General features: G+C 65.6%; 20 protein-coding genes and 1 tRNA gene. 4 read left to right on the top strand and 17 right to left on the bottom strand.

The window, feature by feature from the left end; translation table 11 throughout:
* Positions 1–45: 45 nt before the first annotated feature.
* Positions 46–678, bottom strand: a complete 633-nt coding sequence (locus tag EPO41_RS15520; RefSeq protein ID WP_296326693.1) for a d(CMP) kinase — start codon at positions 676–678, stop codon at positions 46–48.
* The gene (aroA, locus tag EPO41_RS15515; protein WP_296326691.1) at positions 675–2,030 is read right to left on the bottom strand and encodes a 3-phosphoshikimate 1-carboxyvinyltransferase; all 1,356 of its coding nucleotides are present in this window, start codon (positions 2,028–2,030) and stop codon (positions 675–677) included. Before aroA ends, EPO41_RS15520 begins: the two co-directional genes overlap by 4 nt.
* Positions 2,031–2,173: 143 nt before the next feature.
* Between aroA and EPO41_RS15510 the strand changes: the two genes are divergently transcribed.
* Both EPO41_RS15510 and EPO41_RS15505 read left to right on the top strand, forming a co-directional pair.
* On the top strand, positions 2,174–2,530 hold the full coding sequence (locus tag EPO41_RS15510; RefSeq protein WP_296326689.1) for a TIGR02300 family protein: 357 nt from the start codon (positions 2,174–2,176) through the stop codon (positions 2,528–2,530).
* A gap of 57 nt (positions 2,531–2,587) precedes the next feature.
* Positions 2,588–2,663, top strand: a tRNA-Ala gene (locus EPO41_RS15505).
* Here the strand turns inward: EPO41_RS15505 and EPO41_RS29765 are convergent.
* The 11 genes from EPO41_RS29765 to EPO41_RS15450 form a co-directional block, all read right to left on the bottom strand.
* Positions 2,614–3,399, bottom strand: coding sequence for a site-specific integrase (locus EPO41_RS29765; RefSeq protein ID WP_363246976.1), 786 nt, complete (start codon positions 3,397–3,399; stop codon positions 2,614–2,616). The genes EPO41_RS15505 and EPO41_RS29765 overlap by 50 nt on opposite strands.
* A 368-nt stretch (positions 3,400–3,767) precedes the next feature.
* Complete coding sequence (locus tag EPO41_RS15495) at positions 3,768–4,121, bottom strand: helix-turn-helix domain-containing protein (RefSeq protein ID WP_296326686.1); 354 nt, start codon at positions 4,119–4,121, stop codon at positions 3,768–3,770.
* Entirely contained in the window at positions 4,114–5,322 is a 1,209-nt protein-coding gene (locus EPO41_RS15490) for a phage portal protein (protein ID WP_296326684.1), read from the bottom strand. Before EPO41_RS15490 ends, EPO41_RS15495 begins: the two co-directional genes overlap by 8 nt.
* The gene (locus tag EPO41_RS15485) at positions 5,322–5,885 is read right to left on the bottom strand and encodes an HK97 family phage prohead protease (protein WP_296326683.1); all 564 of its coding nucleotides are present in this window, start codon (positions 5,883–5,885) and stop codon (positions 5,322–5,324) included. Before EPO41_RS15485 ends, EPO41_RS15490 begins: the two co-directional genes overlap by 1 nt.
* Positions 5,885–6,598: a hypothetical protein gene (locus EPO41_RS15480; protein WP_296326681.1), complete on the bottom strand. Its 714-nt coding sequence runs from the start codon at positions 6,596–6,598 to the stop codon at positions 5,885–5,887. Before EPO41_RS15480 ends, EPO41_RS15485 begins: the two co-directional genes overlap by 1 nt.
* A 15-nt stretch (positions 6,599–6,613) precedes the next feature.
* The gene (locus tag EPO41_RS15475) at positions 6,614–7,861 is read right to left on the bottom strand and encodes a phage major capsid protein (RefSeq protein ID WP_296326680.1); all 1,248 of its coding nucleotides are present in this window, start codon (positions 7,859–7,861) and stop codon (positions 6,614–6,616) included.
* A gap of 212 nt (positions 7,862–8,073) precedes the next feature.
* Positions 8,074–8,643 carry a hypothetical protein gene (locus EPO41_RS15470; protein WP_296326678.1) on the bottom strand — a complete coding sequence of 190 codons (570 nt, stop codon included), beginning with the start codon at positions 8,641–8,643 and terminating at the stop codon, positions 8,074–8,076.
* A gap of 105 nt (positions 8,644–8,748) precedes the next feature.
* Positions 8,749–8,946 carry a hypothetical protein gene (locus tag EPO41_RS15465; protein WP_296326676.1) on the bottom strand — a complete coding sequence of 66 codons (198 nt, stop codon included), beginning with the start codon at positions 8,944–8,946 and terminating at the stop codon, positions 8,749–8,751.
* A complete protein-coding gene (locus EPO41_RS15460) occupies positions 8,943–9,191 on the bottom strand; it encodes a hypothetical protein (protein WP_296326674.1) in 249 nt (82 codons plus the stop codon). Before EPO41_RS15460 ends, EPO41_RS15465 begins: the two co-directional genes overlap by 4 nt.
* Positions 9,188–9,445, bottom strand: coding sequence for a hypothetical protein (locus EPO41_RS15455; RefSeq protein WP_296326672.1), 258 nt, complete (start codon positions 9,443–9,445; stop codon positions 9,188–9,190). The genes EPO41_RS15460 and EPO41_RS15455 overlap by 4 nt, the downstream gene beginning before the upstream one ends.
* Positions 9,442–9,705: a hypothetical protein gene (locus EPO41_RS15450; RefSeq protein WP_296326671.1), complete on the bottom strand. Its 264-nt coding sequence runs from the start codon at positions 9,703–9,705 to the stop codon at positions 9,442–9,444. Before EPO41_RS15450 ends, EPO41_RS15455 begins: the two co-directional genes overlap by 4 nt.
* A gap of 93 nt (positions 9,706–9,798) precedes the next feature.
* Here EPO41_RS15450 and EPO41_RS15445 point away from each other — a divergent pair, with 93 nt between their 5' ends.
* Positions 9,799–10,002 carry a ribbon-helix-helix protein, CopG family gene (locus EPO41_RS15445; RefSeq protein WP_296326670.1) on the top strand — a complete coding sequence of 68 codons (204 nt, stop codon included), beginning with the start codon at positions 9,799–9,801 and terminating at the stop codon, positions 10,000–10,002.
* On the top strand, positions 9,999–10,139 hold the full coding sequence (locus EPO41_RS15440) for a hypothetical protein (protein ID WP_296326669.1): 141 nt from the start codon (positions 9,999–10,001) through the stop codon (positions 10,137–10,139). Before EPO41_RS15445 ends, EPO41_RS15440 begins: the two co-directional genes overlap by 4 nt.
* A 191-nt stretch (positions 10,140–10,330) precedes the next feature.
* Here the strand turns inward: EPO41_RS15440 and EPO41_RS15435 are convergent, their stop codons facing one another.
* From EPO41_RS15435 to EPO41_RS15425, 4 genes are all read right to left on the bottom strand, one after another.
* Positions 10,331–11,860, bottom strand: coding sequence for a terminase TerL endonuclease subunit (locus tag EPO41_RS15435; protein ID WP_296326668.1), 1,530 nt, complete (start codon positions 11,858–11,860; stop codon positions 10,331–10,333).
* A 95-nt stretch (positions 11,861–11,955) separates the two neighbouring features.
* Positions 11,956–12,324 carry an HNH endonuclease signature motif containing protein gene (locus EPO41_RS29760; protein ID WP_363246975.1) on the bottom strand — a complete coding sequence of 123 codons (369 nt, stop codon included), beginning with the start codon at positions 12,322–12,324 and terminating at the stop codon, positions 11,956–11,958.
* A complete protein-coding gene (locus tag EPO41_RS15430; RefSeq protein WP_296326666.1) occupies positions 12,321–13,364 on the bottom strand; it encodes a helix-turn-helix domain-containing protein in 1,044 nt (347 codons plus the stop codon). Before EPO41_RS15430 ends, EPO41_RS29760 begins: the two co-directional genes overlap by 4 nt.
* A gap of 562 nt (positions 13,365–13,926) precedes the next feature.
* A complete protein-coding gene (locus EPO41_RS15425; protein ID WP_296326664.1) occupies positions 13,927–14,739 on the bottom strand; it encodes a sulfotransferase domain-containing protein in 813 nt (270 codons plus the stop codon).
* Between the last annotated feature and the right edge of the window lie 21 nt (positions 14,740–14,760).

The following is a 14,760-nucleotide window of genomic DNA, read 5'->3' as shown; positions in this document are numbered from 1 at the left end:
CCCGGCGCAGTCGCCGCTGGAAGTCTTCGATCCGCCGGCGGCGACTTACGGCCCGGAGGATCGAAAGCCCTTGCGCTCGATGAACGCCAAAGCGGCGGCGAAGGCCGCGTCGGCATCCATGTCGCTGGTATCGAGGTGGTAAGCATCGGGTGCGGCTTTGAGTGGTGCTGCCGCCCGTTCGCTGTCGCGACGGTCCCGCTCCGCCATCTCGGCAAGAACGCGCGGCTTTATAGTGTCGACACCCTTGGCGCGCAACTCCCGGTACCGGCGTTCGGCCCGCGCCTCGACACTGGCCGTCACGAATAATTTCACCTGCGCGTCGGGGCAAATTATGGTGCCGGTATCCCGCCCGTCCAGGACGGCGCCTGCCGCCTGGGCGGCGAATTTCCGCTGGAAATCCAGCAGGTTGGCCCGAACCTCCTGAATCACGGCGACTTTCGACGCGGCCTGGCCCGCCCCGTCGGTCCGGAGTTCGGGATCGGCCAGGTCCGACGGCTCCAGTCCGGCGGCGATCTCGACCGGCGAGCGGCCGGTCTTCTCCGCCTTCAGGCCGACCGCCCGGTAGAGCAGGCCGGTGTCGAGATGGGGCAGGCCGAAATGGTCGGCCAGCCGGCGGGCGAGCGTGCCCTTGCCGGCTCCCGCGGGCCCATCGATGGTGATGACCGGCCTTCTGGTCACGCCGCCTCTATCCTCGCCCCGAGCGCGCCCATCAGCCGGGCGAAACCCGGGAAGCTGGTGTCGATCGGCGAGCCGTCATCGACCGCCACGCCGTCGCGCGACGCCAGTCCCAGCACGAGGAAGGACATGGCGATGCGATGGTCGAGGTGGGTGACGACCGTTCCGCCACCGGCCGGCGCCGCGCCGGTGCCGTGCACGAACAGCGTATCCGCGCCCATCTCGTGGCGAACGCCGTTTGCTGCCAGTCCCGCCGACACGCTGGCCAGCCGGTCGCTTTCCTTGGCCCTCAGTTCGGCCAGGCCCAGCATGCGCGTGGTGCCGCGCGCGCAGGACGCGGCGACGGCCAGGATCGGATACTCGTCGATCATCGACGGCGCCCGCTCCGGCGGTACCTCGACCCCGGTCAGTTCGCCGCCCCGGACGCGCAGGTCGGCCACCGGCTCGCCGCCGACCTCGCGCTGGTTCTCCAGCGTGATATCGGCACCCATCTCGCGCAGCGTGTCGTAGAGGCCGGCACGCAGCGGGTTGAGGCCGACATTCTCGACCGTCACGTCGCTGCCCGGCCGGATGGCGGCCGCCACCACGGCGAAGGCCGCCGACGAGGGATCACCCGGCACGACGATGTCGCGCGCCTTGAGCTCGGGCCAGCCGACGACGGTGATGCGCTTGCCGCCGCCCTCGGCCGGCGCCACCCGCACCTCGGCGCCGAAGTGCCGCAACATGCGCTCGGTATGGTCGCGCGTGGCCTCGGGTTCGATCACGGTCGTCTCGCCCGCGGTATTCAGGCCGGCCAGCAGGATGGCGCTCTTCACCTGCGCCGAAGCGACCGGGAGGCGGTATTCGATCGGCACCATCTCGTCGGTGCCGACGATGGCGAGCGGCATGCGGCCACCCTCGCGCGCCTCGAAGCGGGCGCCCATCTGCGACAGCGGCGCGATGACACGCTGCATCGGCCGGCGGCGCAGCGAGGCGTCACCGGTCATGAAGCTGGTGAAGCGATGGCTGGCCAGGATGCCGGACAGCAGCCGGGCGGACGTTCCGGAATTGCCGAGATCGAGCACATTGTCCGGCTCGCGCGCGCCACCGACGCCGAATCCGCGCACGCGCCATGCACCGCCGCCTTCATGCTCGACCTGAGCGCCGAGCGCGCGCAGGGCGGCGGCGGTCGCGAGCACGTCCTCCCCTTCCAGCAGACCGGTGATCTTGGTTTCGCCAAGCGCAAGGGCACCGAACATCAGGGAGCGATGGGAAACGGACTTGTCGCCGGGCGCCCGGACGCGGCCCTGCAACCGGTCCACGGGGCGGGCGATGAACTTCGCCGGAGCGGCATGAGCGGACAGGGCGGTCTCCACGGCAGAAGTAGGGAAAGGGCGGTTGCGGCGCGGCGCCCTCGTAGCATGCCCGAATTTGGTTTTGACAGGGTGAAAGACGCGTGACATACGCGCTCCCTCGCGGCCCGTTCGGCCGATTCCAGCTTATTTGCAGGAGATTCAGCGTGGTCAAAGCGAGCTGGGGCACCAAACGCACCTGCCAGAGCTGTGCAGCGCGCTTCTACGACCTGAACAAGAGCCCGATCAAATGCCCCAAGTGCGGGCGTGAGCACGATCGCGAGGACTTCGTGAAGGTTCGCCGGGGTCGCGGTGCGGCGGCCGCGACGGCAGCAGCGGCGGCGGCCGCAGCAGCCGCGGCAGCCAAGGCGGCAGCGGCCAAGAAGAAGGTGGACGATCTGGACGGCGACGAGTTGCCCGACGTGGACGGCGACGAGGCGCTGGCGGCGGACGATCTCGATGACGACGAGGACGATATCGAGGTCGAAGTCGAAGTTGACGACAAGGAGGAGGGTGACCGCTAGAGGCTGTTGCCAGCGCGCGAGGCAGGAACTATAACCTCGCGCCTTCCCAAGGAATTCGGGGCCATAGCTCAGCTGGGAGAGCGCTACAATGGCATTGTAGAGGTCAACGGTTCGATCCCGTTTGGCTCCACCAAGTAACCCAAGGGCTTTATGCCCTTGGGAAGCTGACTAGGTAGCACGCAACTAGAACGCTGCTCCTGGTTGACGACAGGTCCAAGGTGTCCGCCGCCAAGCAAGGCACCGAGGTCCGACCAGTACGCTGAAACCGCCCGGACCACCCCGCGAAGGTGCTCCGGGCGATTTTTTGCGTAACCTTCTGTAGTCCTGTAGCCGGTCGAGTGTCCAAGGAAGCCGGACAGCTCCCATGGCTGGACACCGCGGCCGCGCAGTTCCGTCGCGACGGTGTGGCGCAAGGTGTAGGCGCTCACCGTCAGCATGGCGTCGGCCATCTCCTTGGCCTGCTGCAGGATCTTCGCCGCGCCAGACTTGTCCCCAGCACGCCACGCCGCCAGGACGCGGCCAGCGGCATCGTGCCGGATCATCAATCGGGCGCGCTCGCGGACGCGCTCGATCGCCGACCGGATCGACTTCAGCGGCTTGTCGTTGAACAGGATCACCCGGCCAGGCGGGACGCTCACCAGGAAGGGCACCAGGAAGTCGGCCATGGGAATCGCCGGCCGGTATTTCTTGTTCTGGCGGCGGCCAGGCGGGTTGAGATCGATGACGCCGGCTTCGAAGTCGAGTTGGCGAAAGGTCGACAGCTCCAGGATCGAGCTCGGCCGCGCCGCGGTGCCGAACGCCAGCGCGACATACAGACGGACATGCGGGAGATCGTCGGCCGCGGCACGGATGAACCATGCCGCCTCCATCATGGTCATCGCACGCGATCGCGCCTCACCATCGGCCGGCAGCTTCACGAAGGGCGCGCGATCCAACAGCTCTTCCTCGACGGCCCAATTCAAGGCGCGCTTGCCGATGGCGAAGATGCGGCGGATGTAGGCGTCCGAATAGCCCTCGCCGTGCAACGCCTTGGCGAAGGTGCGCAGCGATGCCGCGTTGACCTCAGACACCAGCGCACCCGGAAACTGATCGGACCATTTGGCGAGGGCGTAGCGATTCGGAACGGCGCTGGCCTGCAGCCTGCCGACGGCATTGAACCACCGCACCAGGATCGTTTCGAGCAACACCGCCTGCGGCTTCTCGCGATCCATCTTCGCGTTCTGCTGCACCCATGCCGCTAGCTCGAGCTTCGCGGCTTCAAAGTCTGCTGCGCCAAGCGATGCGCGGCGTGTCTGTCGAGACTGACTATCGAACCAGGTCCGGCACCATGCCGGGCTGTTGGGCCGCTGGCTGAGCCAGAAACCTCCGATTTCGAAGCGCTGTTGCTTTCCACGTCTCGACATGAAGGCACCCGGATGGACTCGACATAACCGGCGAGATCGCCGGCAGTGTAGCGCACGCCGCGCCGCATCTTGCGATAGGCGATGCGGCCGGCCTTTCGTTCGCGGGCCAGCGTGTAGATGCTGAGCCCCAGCCTGTCGGCCGCCTCGGCTTCGGTGAAGAGCTGCGGCAGCTCGACGATGTCAGCCAACAGCGGCCTCCGTAGGTGTCGGCGCCGCCGGCTTCTCGGCGAAGGTGTCGCCGTCCGGCCGCGCGTTGTAGCCCTCGGTTTCGCGGACTTCGTTTGGCGTCAGGATCCTCGCGTCCACCGCGATCTTGTGCGCGTTCCAGCGCGCCGCATAGTCGCCGCGGGTCAAGCCGGAGAGATCGATTTCGAGCGAGTAGCCGGAGCCCAACACCGCACGGGCGAACTCGGTCTCGACCTTCCTGATCCAGGGCGTCAGCGTGAAGATGGCGAACCACCGGCCGGCCGTCTCCGAATTCGTGAAGGACGAGTGATCCCAGATACCGACGATCGGCGGCGGCACGTTGAAGAGCCGGGCCAGTTCCTCCGTCGTGAAGCGCCGCGACGCCAGCAGCTCGGCATCCTCGGGGCTGACCGAGATCGGATTGAACGTGCCCTCCTGGTCGAGGATCAAGGTCTTGGCGGCCTGGTCGGGGCCGACGAAGAGTTGCTTCCACATCTCTTTGACGCGCGCGAGCTGGTCGCTGTTGAGTTTCGACTTGAAGCTGAGCACGCCCTTCGGGGTGGCCTGGTTCGCATAGGTGGAACCGGCGAAGGTCTGCACGGCAAGGGCGGTGCCGATCGTCTCGCGCGCGCGGGACAGCCGCGACCGGCCAAGCACGCCGTCGTCGGACCTGTCCTTGACGTGCACCACCTCGGAATTCAGCAGCCGGCGCATGACGCCAGGTGCGCCGCGGGTCCCGTAGGTATCCGTCCAGTCGAAGACCAGCCGACCGGAATTCAGCAGCCGCGGCGATACCCATGCCCATGGCACACCATGAAGCTCGCGAAGCCGGCCGCGATCATCGGCGACGACTTCAGCGAGGCCGTTGCCGCGCAACAGCGCGTTGGCCAGCAACGATTCGAGGAAGTCGGGCCAACTCTCGCGATCATTCACACCGTCGCGGATCAGCCGGGAAAGCGGATGGTCCGGCGCTTCCTCGCGACCATCCTCGGTCTTGCGATAGACCAGCGCCGGCAGGCTCGCGATGCCGGCGGTGATGGCCTGCACGCAAGCGAACAGGGTCGACAGGTTCTCCGCCGTCATCGGTGTCACCGTGGCGCCGGACGTGCTGCGGATAACACCGAAGGCCTCAGCGAGGCGAGGATCAAGGCTGCCCCATTCCTCGCGCTGTTCCGGTTTCCGCTTGCGGTTCCAGAAGGCCATCAACGCGCCTCCGCATAGTAGCGCGACCACACCGCCGGCAGCATCGGCCGGGCTGCATCCAGGGAGCGGCGGGCGACACTGGTGTCAGGATAGGCCGGCAGGGGCGTGACGGTGATGTCGAGCAGGTCGACATCCAGAAGCTCACGTTGTGCGGGCCCATCCTTCGCGAAGGTCCATCGGTCGCCGCCCTTCGGCGTGGTGAAGGCGAAGCTGGCGCCGGCGACGTCGCCCCGCTCGACGCTGACCAGCAAGTCGCGCGCGGCCGATGTCGGCGGCAACTGGACATCGAAGAGCAGGCCTTTGCCGTCTTCGCTGACGGTCAGTGTGCCGGCGCCGGTGCGGCCCAGGATCATGCGGGTATCGTGGGATACCAGGGCGATGACATCGGCGCCCGCGGCCAGGGAACGCTTGAAGGCACCCGGCCGCACGAACTCGACGAAGCCGCCGAGATCCCGTGACGGCTTGTCGAATACCGCGGCATATCCCACCAGCCGGGGCTTCTCGCCCGAGACGGCGCGCAGCTCGAATGCCGCGCGCCTCTCCGTTCCGGGTGCCGTCACCATCAGACCACCGCCGCCGCGCCGAAGCGCTGCGTGATCGGTCCCCGCGCGTCGCCTCGCATCAGCAGGGCCGCCACGCCGCCGTTACCGGTCGACGTGATCTTGCAGCCGATGTGGGTGAAGCCGGCGGACAGCGGCAGGCCGTCGAGGTCGACGTAGGCCTGTGCCTTCGTGGTGGCGATGGTGAAGGTGCTCGCCGCACTCGAGGCGGTGATCGTCGTCTCACCGGGCACGGTCGACTTCAGGGTGATCGTGCCGGTGCTTGCCGTCGCCGTGATGCCGGGGACGCCGTAGGTCTCGTCATTGATCAGGCCGGCGAGCGCGGCAGCATCGGCGGTGTTGTCGCCATCGATCGCGAATTGCCGGCTGGCGGGTGTCGTGGTGTCGGTATGCGCCGTGAAGACCACGCCGTTGATGGTGATGGCCTCGCCGTTCGCGACCGACGCCAGCGCGATCGTCATTTCGCTGACGGCGGTGTTGGCCGCGATCGTCGCCGCGGCGCCGGTGATGAGCTGGGCACCGGTGCCGGCGGCATCCTGCGCTTCGAAGACTTCGATCTTGGCGGTCTTCGTTGCAGCCAGGGCGCCGACCTGCAGGACGGCCAGGGCGCGGCGGTAATCCTTCGCCGCGTAGAAGCTGCCGGTGACGTTGGAGTTGTTCAACGTCTGCGGCACGACGCCAAGGTCGACCTTGGCCGATTCGATCATGCGTTCCATGTGGGTGATCTCCTCTTAGGCCTTGATGCCGACGATCTTGGTGAAGTGAGACGGACGGAAGACCGCGACATCCGCTCGGAGATACGCCCTCACCAGGACCTGCATCTTGGAGAAGGTGCCGGTTCCGCCGACGCGGGTGGCTTCCATGGTCAGGCCGGTGCGGAGGGCGATGGCCATCTGCGAGAAGTCGCCGACGAAAGCGGTCGACGTCGCATTGGACGATCCCTGCACCAGATTGTTCGGCACCTGGTTGGACACCAGCCGCTTCAGCGCAGTGAAGTCGGCCGGCGGAACCAAGGGCGTCTTGTCGCCGGAGAGGCCGGTCTTCAAGCCGGCCAGGGTGCGCTTTGTGCGGGGCGAGTAGATCGCCGCGCTCGCGACGCCGTTGTTGTTCTCGATCGCGGCGATCGCGTCGAGATATTCGTCGTAGTCATCCGGCGTCGCGCCGTTCGTGCCCATGCTGACCACGTTGACGCCATCGGTGTTGAAGAGGCCGCGGGGCTCATCGGTGCCGGTGCCGAAGAGGGCAACACGATCGAGCCCGAGCGCCAGGCCGGCCGCGATGATCTCTTCCACCTTGGAGCCCGCCTGCGGTGCATCCTCGAGCAGCTCGACACTGAAACGGGAGAGCGTGGCGATCACCATGGCGCGGAGCTTGATCGGCCCGAACGTCGCCTCGGACTCGGTGATCTCCTGGTGCTCGCGGCGCCACATCGGCGACGGCTCGGTCAGGACCTTGATCGCGGTCATCTCGGAGGTTTCCATCGGGATCGTCAGCGCGCCGGCCGGCACGATCACCGACTTGTTGCGGGCCAGGTCGATCAGCGTGGCGCTCGTCACCGACGGCACCATGAAGCCGCCGAGCGATCCGGTGTTCTCGCCCATGGCGCGGCGCTCAACGTCGGCGCCCTCCCAGTTGCCGAGCACCATCCCGCGCAACATCTTGGCGGTGTTGGGTCGCGGCCCTTCGTGCTGGACGAAGCTCGCCATGCGCTGTTCCGGCAGCAGGGCGCGGACTTCACCCTCGCCGAGCTGGCGATGCTCGTTGAGCTCGCGGCCCTCTTCGCGGCGCTCGCCTTCCTCCGCGGCCTCGGCATCGGCGATGCGAGTGGTGAGCGCGTCCTTCTCGGCCTTCAGGCCGTCGAACTTGGTCCGCTCCTCGGCGTTGAAGTCGCGGTTTTCGGTGGCAAGGCCGTCCACCATGGTCTGCATCGTGGTCGACAATTCGACCCGACGCGCCTTCAGCTTGTCAGACAGTTTCATGGATAAGCTCCATCAGAGGGAAATTGCCGTCATCGCGACGGTTAGCGGTCCATCGGGCCGGCTGTTTACGGCTCGGGGATATGCCGCCTCACGGCGGGAAAAGGTGTCGTCTCGCCACGTGCACTTGCATCCGTGCGCAACGGATGCGCCACCATCCCAGGACGAGACGACAGGCCGGACTTGGCCGTTCGGGTCGTGGTGGATCGCTGAATTCACTTGTCCGCCTTGACTTCGTAGCGGATGACCGGGCCACCGGCCTTTTCGACGATGAGCCGAGCAAGGTTGTAGCAATCGACCACCGCCACGATGGGCCGCACTTCCTCGTCCAGCCTCGCTTCCAACGTGGCCAGATCGTCAGTGCGGCAAACGTCGTATTCCCCCCTCCCGAAGGAAGCGAGGAATCGCCCGGCGGTGTGCGAAGGATGGGTCGTTCGGACGGTTGCGGACCGAACGCGCTCCTTCTCGGTCTCGCCGATGTCGTCGCCGTCGAACTCCACGGCTTCGTCAATCAGCGCGAGCGCACTCATAGTTGGCATCAGCGCCATACCGGCGATGGTGGTGGTGCTGGAAACCTCCATCCCCGCATCGGAGAAGAGCTTCATTACACTGAGGCTGATGATGTCGGTCAGCGACCAGCGGGTCCATTTTCCCTCTGAATTGGGTTCGCCCTGGACGATCTTGCGACGGCGCCAGTCGCGCTGCAGGGCCGTCGATACCCCCGTGATCGCGGCGGCCTCAGCCGGCGAAAACTCACGACTAACTGTCCTTACCGAGAATCCCATGGGCGCACCCCGTTTCTACCGTGAGAGATAACACGGTCCGGGAAGCGCGGCAAGTCTCACGCTATCCCGGGGCGAGCACCGCGCCCGCCCCGGTCGTCGTCTTGATCAGCAGTCCCTGTTCAGGACCTCGACGCCGAGCGCGTCTGTGACCTTGTCCAACTCCTCCTTGGCCACGATCTCGAGGTGCGTGGCGGTGGTGGCGTCGTCCTTTCGGGCTCCGTCACGCTCGGCAATGCTGGCCAGCGCCACGATGAACGCCCGGACCTTGCCGAGCCGATGCTCTACGGTTTCGGCGCCGCTCATGCTGCACCTTCCTTCAGGATCGCCGCAGCCTTCTTCCTGAGTTGGAACGCCTCTTCCGTGAAGCCACCCGCCTTGTCGGCGTAGTCGTCGATCACCTGCGCGCAGAACATGAGCCGGTCGAAAAGGTCCTCCGGGATGTTGGCGCCGGTCGCCGTATCGATCACGATGTCGGCCGCGCCTTTGATCTTGCCGAGGCAGCCGTCGATATCGTCGATGACGGCGTCGAGCGTGCGTTCCTCCGTCATGATGCACCACCTGTCGCCGCCGCAGGCTGTGTCCCGTGGATGCTGCCGGTGTTGACAAGGTTCCGGAGCTCCTGTGCGCGCAGATACAGCTTGTAGGTCAGGCGATCGCGAGCGCACGCGAACTCAGCCGGAGAAGCATCGTGCTTGCCGCCATCATCCTCGATGAGGAGCAGCGACATAGCGAGGGCGAAGACGTCGTCGGCGGCACCGCTCAACTCGACTTCGCAGATGTCCGGACGATGGGCGACGCTCATCGTGCACCGCCTTCCGGCCGGATCAGCACGAAGCCGCGCTCGACGGTCGCCGCCCAGGCGCCGCCGTGCGCCTCGGTCAGCATGGCGGCCAGCAGGTCCGCCTGTCGCCGGATGACGTCGAGCGGGTCGGGAGCCGGAATCCGGCTCGGGACGGTGGCGATCGTCGGGATGCACAAGGCGCCGGCAAAGGCAGCCAGGATTTCCCGGCGGATTGCCGGCGGTGATGACGCTGTTCGTGTTGTAGACTTCGAAGTAGCCATGATCCCGTTCCTTTCAGGGTGTCGGGTTTGTGGTCAGAGCCGAGCGGGAGTTGCACCTTCCGTTCGGCTCGCCTTTACGGTAGAACCTAAATCATGGCGAAGTCAATAAAGGTTCAACCTAAAAAGCGCGGCCGACCAGCGACGGGAAAAGACCCGCTTGTAGGCGCACGTTTTCCACAAGACCTCATCGATGCGATAGACGCATGGGCGGCCAAGGCGGGCGACGATGTCTCGCGCTCCGAGGCGATCCGCCGGCTGGTCGAGATCGGCCTGAAGGCCAAGGGAGGGAAGCGATGAACGACGTAGCGGAGTATCTGACAGCGGCTCAAGAGTTCGCGAAAGCCCAGAAGAAGGTGCACGAGTTCTACAGGCTGGTGTCACAAGTTCATTTCTCCCTCGATGCGAGTCGTCGTTTCGACTTTGCAAAGCGGTAGGCGGGCGACCGCCTTGTTGTCGCCAGCCCCTACAGTCCCAAGGAACAGTACGCTGACTGGCCCAGCGAGAGCGAACTTCTTGAAGCACTGAAGAGCTACCGCGAGGCCGCTGAAAAGGCGCTGGACCTGTTCAACAAGATCCCTGCGGAGTCGAGAGCGGGCCTCAAGAGGATCGACCCATCGGGCAAACCCTAGGCGCTGACCACCAGCGCCCGGTCGAAATCCAGCGTCACCGGCGCCGGCTGCCGCGCGTGTAGCCCCACCGCCATCGTCAAGGCCACAATTCCGTCAATGCGACTTGCCGACTTCAGTTTCGAAGGCTTCCGGGCTCCGCTCGGATCGATCTCGGCGACGGTGTTGCGGGCATGCCACCGCAGCACCGGGTGCGCGCCATGCCGAAGCTTGCCGGCCAGGATCACGGTCTCCAGGGCGTCGACCGCCGGTCCCATGGAAATGTAGCCCTGCCCAAAGTCCGCCATGGGCAGCTCGATCCCCTCGTCATCCAGGAGCTTGCGGAGATCCGCCATTCTCCACCTGTCGAAGGCCAGGGCCTGCAGGTCGAAGGCCGACGCGATCTTGGCGAGCTGCATGACGATCGCCCGCTTATCGATCGCGCGACCGCTGGTGAACGTCACCAAGCCCTTATCGCGCCACTCCCGATACGGCACCCTCTCGCGCTCTTCGCGTTCGGCGATCTGGTGATCCGGCAACCAGAACCAGGCCAGCACGGCGCCGTTATCCTCCGGGAAGTACAACACCAGCGCCGTCATGTCGGTGGTCGACGACAGGTCAAGCCCGCCCCAGCACGGCCGGCCGCGCAACTTCGTGACGTCGACCTCGCCGGCGCATGCCATCCAGTCGGCCGGGGCGAACAACGCCGCCTGCAGGTCAACGGGCTGGTTCAAGAACAGCAGCCGGAAACTTGCCTCGAGGGCTGGCGTGCGTCTTGCTCGAGCTGCCAGCGCCCGCATGTCTGCCAGGCTGCGGAAGTCGCCCAAGGCAGGATTGCAGGCCCGCCACGTCGCCTCGTCCCAAGGATCCGCTTCCATCGGCGCGGCGTAGATTGTCGCGTGAAAGGTCGGGTCGACGATGCTGCCGTCGATCACGCCCTCGCCGTATCGGACCAGCTCGGTCATGACGCTATGCGGGTCGGCCGACTGCGTCGAGATCGCCAGCAGTAGCGGCTCGCCGCGACCACCCTGCGACGTCGCCAGGGCATCGTAGAGCTGCCGGCCGTGCCACTGTGCGACCTCGTCGGCGATGACGACGGACGGGCTCAGTCCATGGACCCTATGGGCATCACTGGCCAGGGCCTCGTAGGTGCTGCCGGTCTCCAGGTCTTCGATCTGCTTCGCGTGCCTGATTATGTTGCAGCGGTCGACCAGGTCATCGTCGGCCAGGATCATCGCCACCAGCTCCTTGAACACGATGGCGGCCTGGTTCCGGTCCGCCGCGGCCGAAACGACCTGCCCGCGCGATTCGGCCTCGGGGCCGACCAGGTGTGTCAGCGCCAGCGCTGAGGCGAGGGCCGATTTGCCCTGTTTCCTCGGGAACGTCAGGAGCGCGGTCCGCACGACGCGGTGCCCGCCGTCGTCGGTCCGGTAGATCGCCCGCACGATGTCGCGCTGCCAGGGCCGCAGCTTCAGCGTCCGGCCGGCGTGCATGCCGGAGGTGATCTTCAGCGTCTCACAGAACGCGATGACGCGATCGGCGCGGCTCAATCCGGGCTTCAGCCACGGCGGGCGACGGCGCTTGGCCTTCTTGCGTTCCGGCTCAGCACGCCGCAGCGGCCGGGCGCCGGGTCCACGAAGGCCCATCAGCCGCCCCGCCCGTTCCGAAACTTACTCTGAGCGACTACCCCCGCACGGTCTGCCGCCCCCGACGCTGAGAGATTTTCCGTCGTCTCGTGCCAGGGGTCGGCGGGGTCGAGCGGCCGGCCTTGGGCATCGCAGCCCACCGCCCGCAGCTCCCCATTGCGGCCACCAGCCGAGCGCCTGTTGTGGCAGCTCGTGCATAGGCCTCGGCAGTTATCCGCGGTGTCGGCGCCGCCTCGGGAGCGCGGCACGATGTGGTCGGCGTGGGTGGACGGCCGCCCGCAACCCCTCGTCTTGCACACCGGATCGCGTGCCAGGACGGCCTTGCGCAGCGCCCGCCACGCTGCCGAACGGTAGAAGCTCGAACTCATGCCGCCGCCCTCATTGCCTGCAGGTCCCTCGCCATCCCGTCGCGCATGTTCTCCATGGCGTAGGCCGTGGCCGGGATACGCCTCGCCTCGGACACGATGCGGTCGAGGGCGAGCCCGGTATCGAAGCCCCGCTCAACCAGGCCGCCATGCCATTCGGCGATGACTGCCACGAACTCGGCCTCGGCCTTGCCCGTCGTCTTCGACAGCACCCGCAGGTGACTTGCCAGGCGAGGCGGCAGCTTGGCGACCGCACCTTCCTGGTTGGCCTCATGCTGGGTCTGTGCCCCGGTCTCGGTGGCTGCCCTGACCTTCCCGATATCCCCTTCAGCGTCATCTGATGCAGCAGCGGCACGCGCGAGCGTGCCTGCTTCAGCAGAAGGATCATTCAGTGGGTTAGAACAGGTGGGATAGTTAGGGTGACACTTGGTGTCACCGGGGTCGACACCATGTGTCACCCCTCCCCCGACATCATGTGTCACCCCTCCCGCGGGCGTTCCGGGGCCGTTCGCGACATCATGTGTCACCCCTCGACCTTCAGGGGTGACATCATGTGTCACCCCTGCGTCAGAGGCCATTACAGGCCCGCCAGGCGCTTTCTGGGTCCGGCTGGCCTCTTCCTCGGTCTGGGGCGCCGCCTCCCTATCAGCAAGGGCCGGCACGTCGCCGTAGAGCACGTAGTACTGATTGCTGGTCTGCCTGCCGGTCGCCCGGTTGCGGCGCTCCACCACCACGACGTGGCCGCACTTGATCAGATCGGCCATGTGTCGCTGGACGGACCGCGCCGAGACCCCGAGGTCGAGCGCCATCGTCTCGATGGCCGGATAGCACTCTCCGGTCTTCGTGTTTCGGTATTTGCACAGCCACGCCAGAACATGGAGGGGCGTGCACTGACCGAGGGAACGATCGCAGACCGCGGCAGCGGGCAACATCGACCAGGTGCCGGGCCGGGGCTGAGTCAATGTCTCGATGCGCTGGCGAGCCGCAGCACTGCCGTCGAAGCCTCGCGCCTTGGGCTGCGGCCGGGGTTTCGGCTTCTTCATGCCCGGCCTCCCTCAAGACGGCGGGCCAGGATCAACAGCTCGCAGGCGATGTCATCTTTCGCCGTGGCGATGGCCTCGGGATCGTGCCGGAGGCCGTCCCCGATTCGCCGCACATCACGGGCAAGGGCGCGCAGCCGATCGGCCGGCCGATGCTGCGGGTCTTGCGCCGCAGCTCGCACGCAACTAGAACGCATGGATAGCTAACTCCAGCTAGGAGCTGCCTCCAGTTGCGCGCTTCGGCCTAGCCAAGCTCTTGGAATCATTGCCATTTCGAGACGATGGCATTGTAGAGGTCAACGGTTCGATCCCGTTTGGCTCCACCAATAAAAACAAGGGCTTAGCTGGAAACGGCTAGGCCCTTTGTTTTTTGGATCGCCGCAGACCTAACAGGCTGTTGGAATAGGTTTTCAGGAGTACCGGCAATCAACGTTGATTCGTCAACGGTCAACACGACACATGATTCAGGAATCGCCGTTTTTCGATTCGTCTGATTCGTTTACTTCGTTTGTTTCGTTTACTCGCCAGAATTTCGACTATTTCAACGGCCTGCCAGAGCCCAACCCTAGTCGCCCAAGATGGGATCCTGGGTCACCGTATGGGCTCGTGCCTGAGGCTTCGAAGCTGCGGTCAGGCTTTCGACCCACTGATCGTCGTTCTCGTATCCAAGCGTCTGCAAGGCGTCAGGAAAGCGGCAAAGGAAATCATGTGCCAGTTCCGGCGTGAACTCGCGCTTCCACTGTGCCACCTCGCCGGAACGAGCATGACGCCGATTGGTCCGGGAGGCCTTGCCGAACAGGCTGTGCTCCCAGAAGCACTGTCGACACACCTCCAGTTCGGAACCTTCGAAACCCAGGAACGATGCAATGTCCGACCAGCGAGACAGGGATCGGTCGACCCACAGGTCTTCGTAGCGGACCTCCAGGCAGTTCGCCCTGTCATATTGCCAATCGAGCATGGCTTCTATGGTGTCACCGGTCGCATTCTCCAACTCGAACATGTATTGTTCGTGCGGTGTGGCGAGCGAATTGAGCCTTTTCTGGTACGGGACATCCTTGCTGCCCGATACCCTTTCATGAAGCCAGGGTTCGCCGGCCTTCTTGTGGTAGTGCATGGCCGAGATGAGCACGTCCCGCGGGTCGCGAATGAGATGAAGGATTCGAACGTCTTCCCGGCGAAGCTCGTTCGCATGCCGTGAAAATATCGAGTTGTGATTCAGAAGAATGAATGGCGTCTTCAGAACGCGATCCAGCCGTCCATAGTGTGACCAGAAGTCGAGGTAGTTGGCGCCCAGTCTTCGAGCGATCGCCCTGAACACTGTGGACATCCAGACGGTGCCGGTCTTGTGATGCGTCGCGACCACGATGTTCTGCTTCACGCTATTCTCCCAGCTCGGGCG

The organism is Reyranella sp., from assembly GCF_004297265.1.
Lineage (GTDB): Bacteria > Pseudomonadota > Alphaproteobacteria > Reyranellales > Reyranellaceae > Reyranella.
This window is presented reverse-complemented; position numbering and strand designations above follow the sequence as displayed.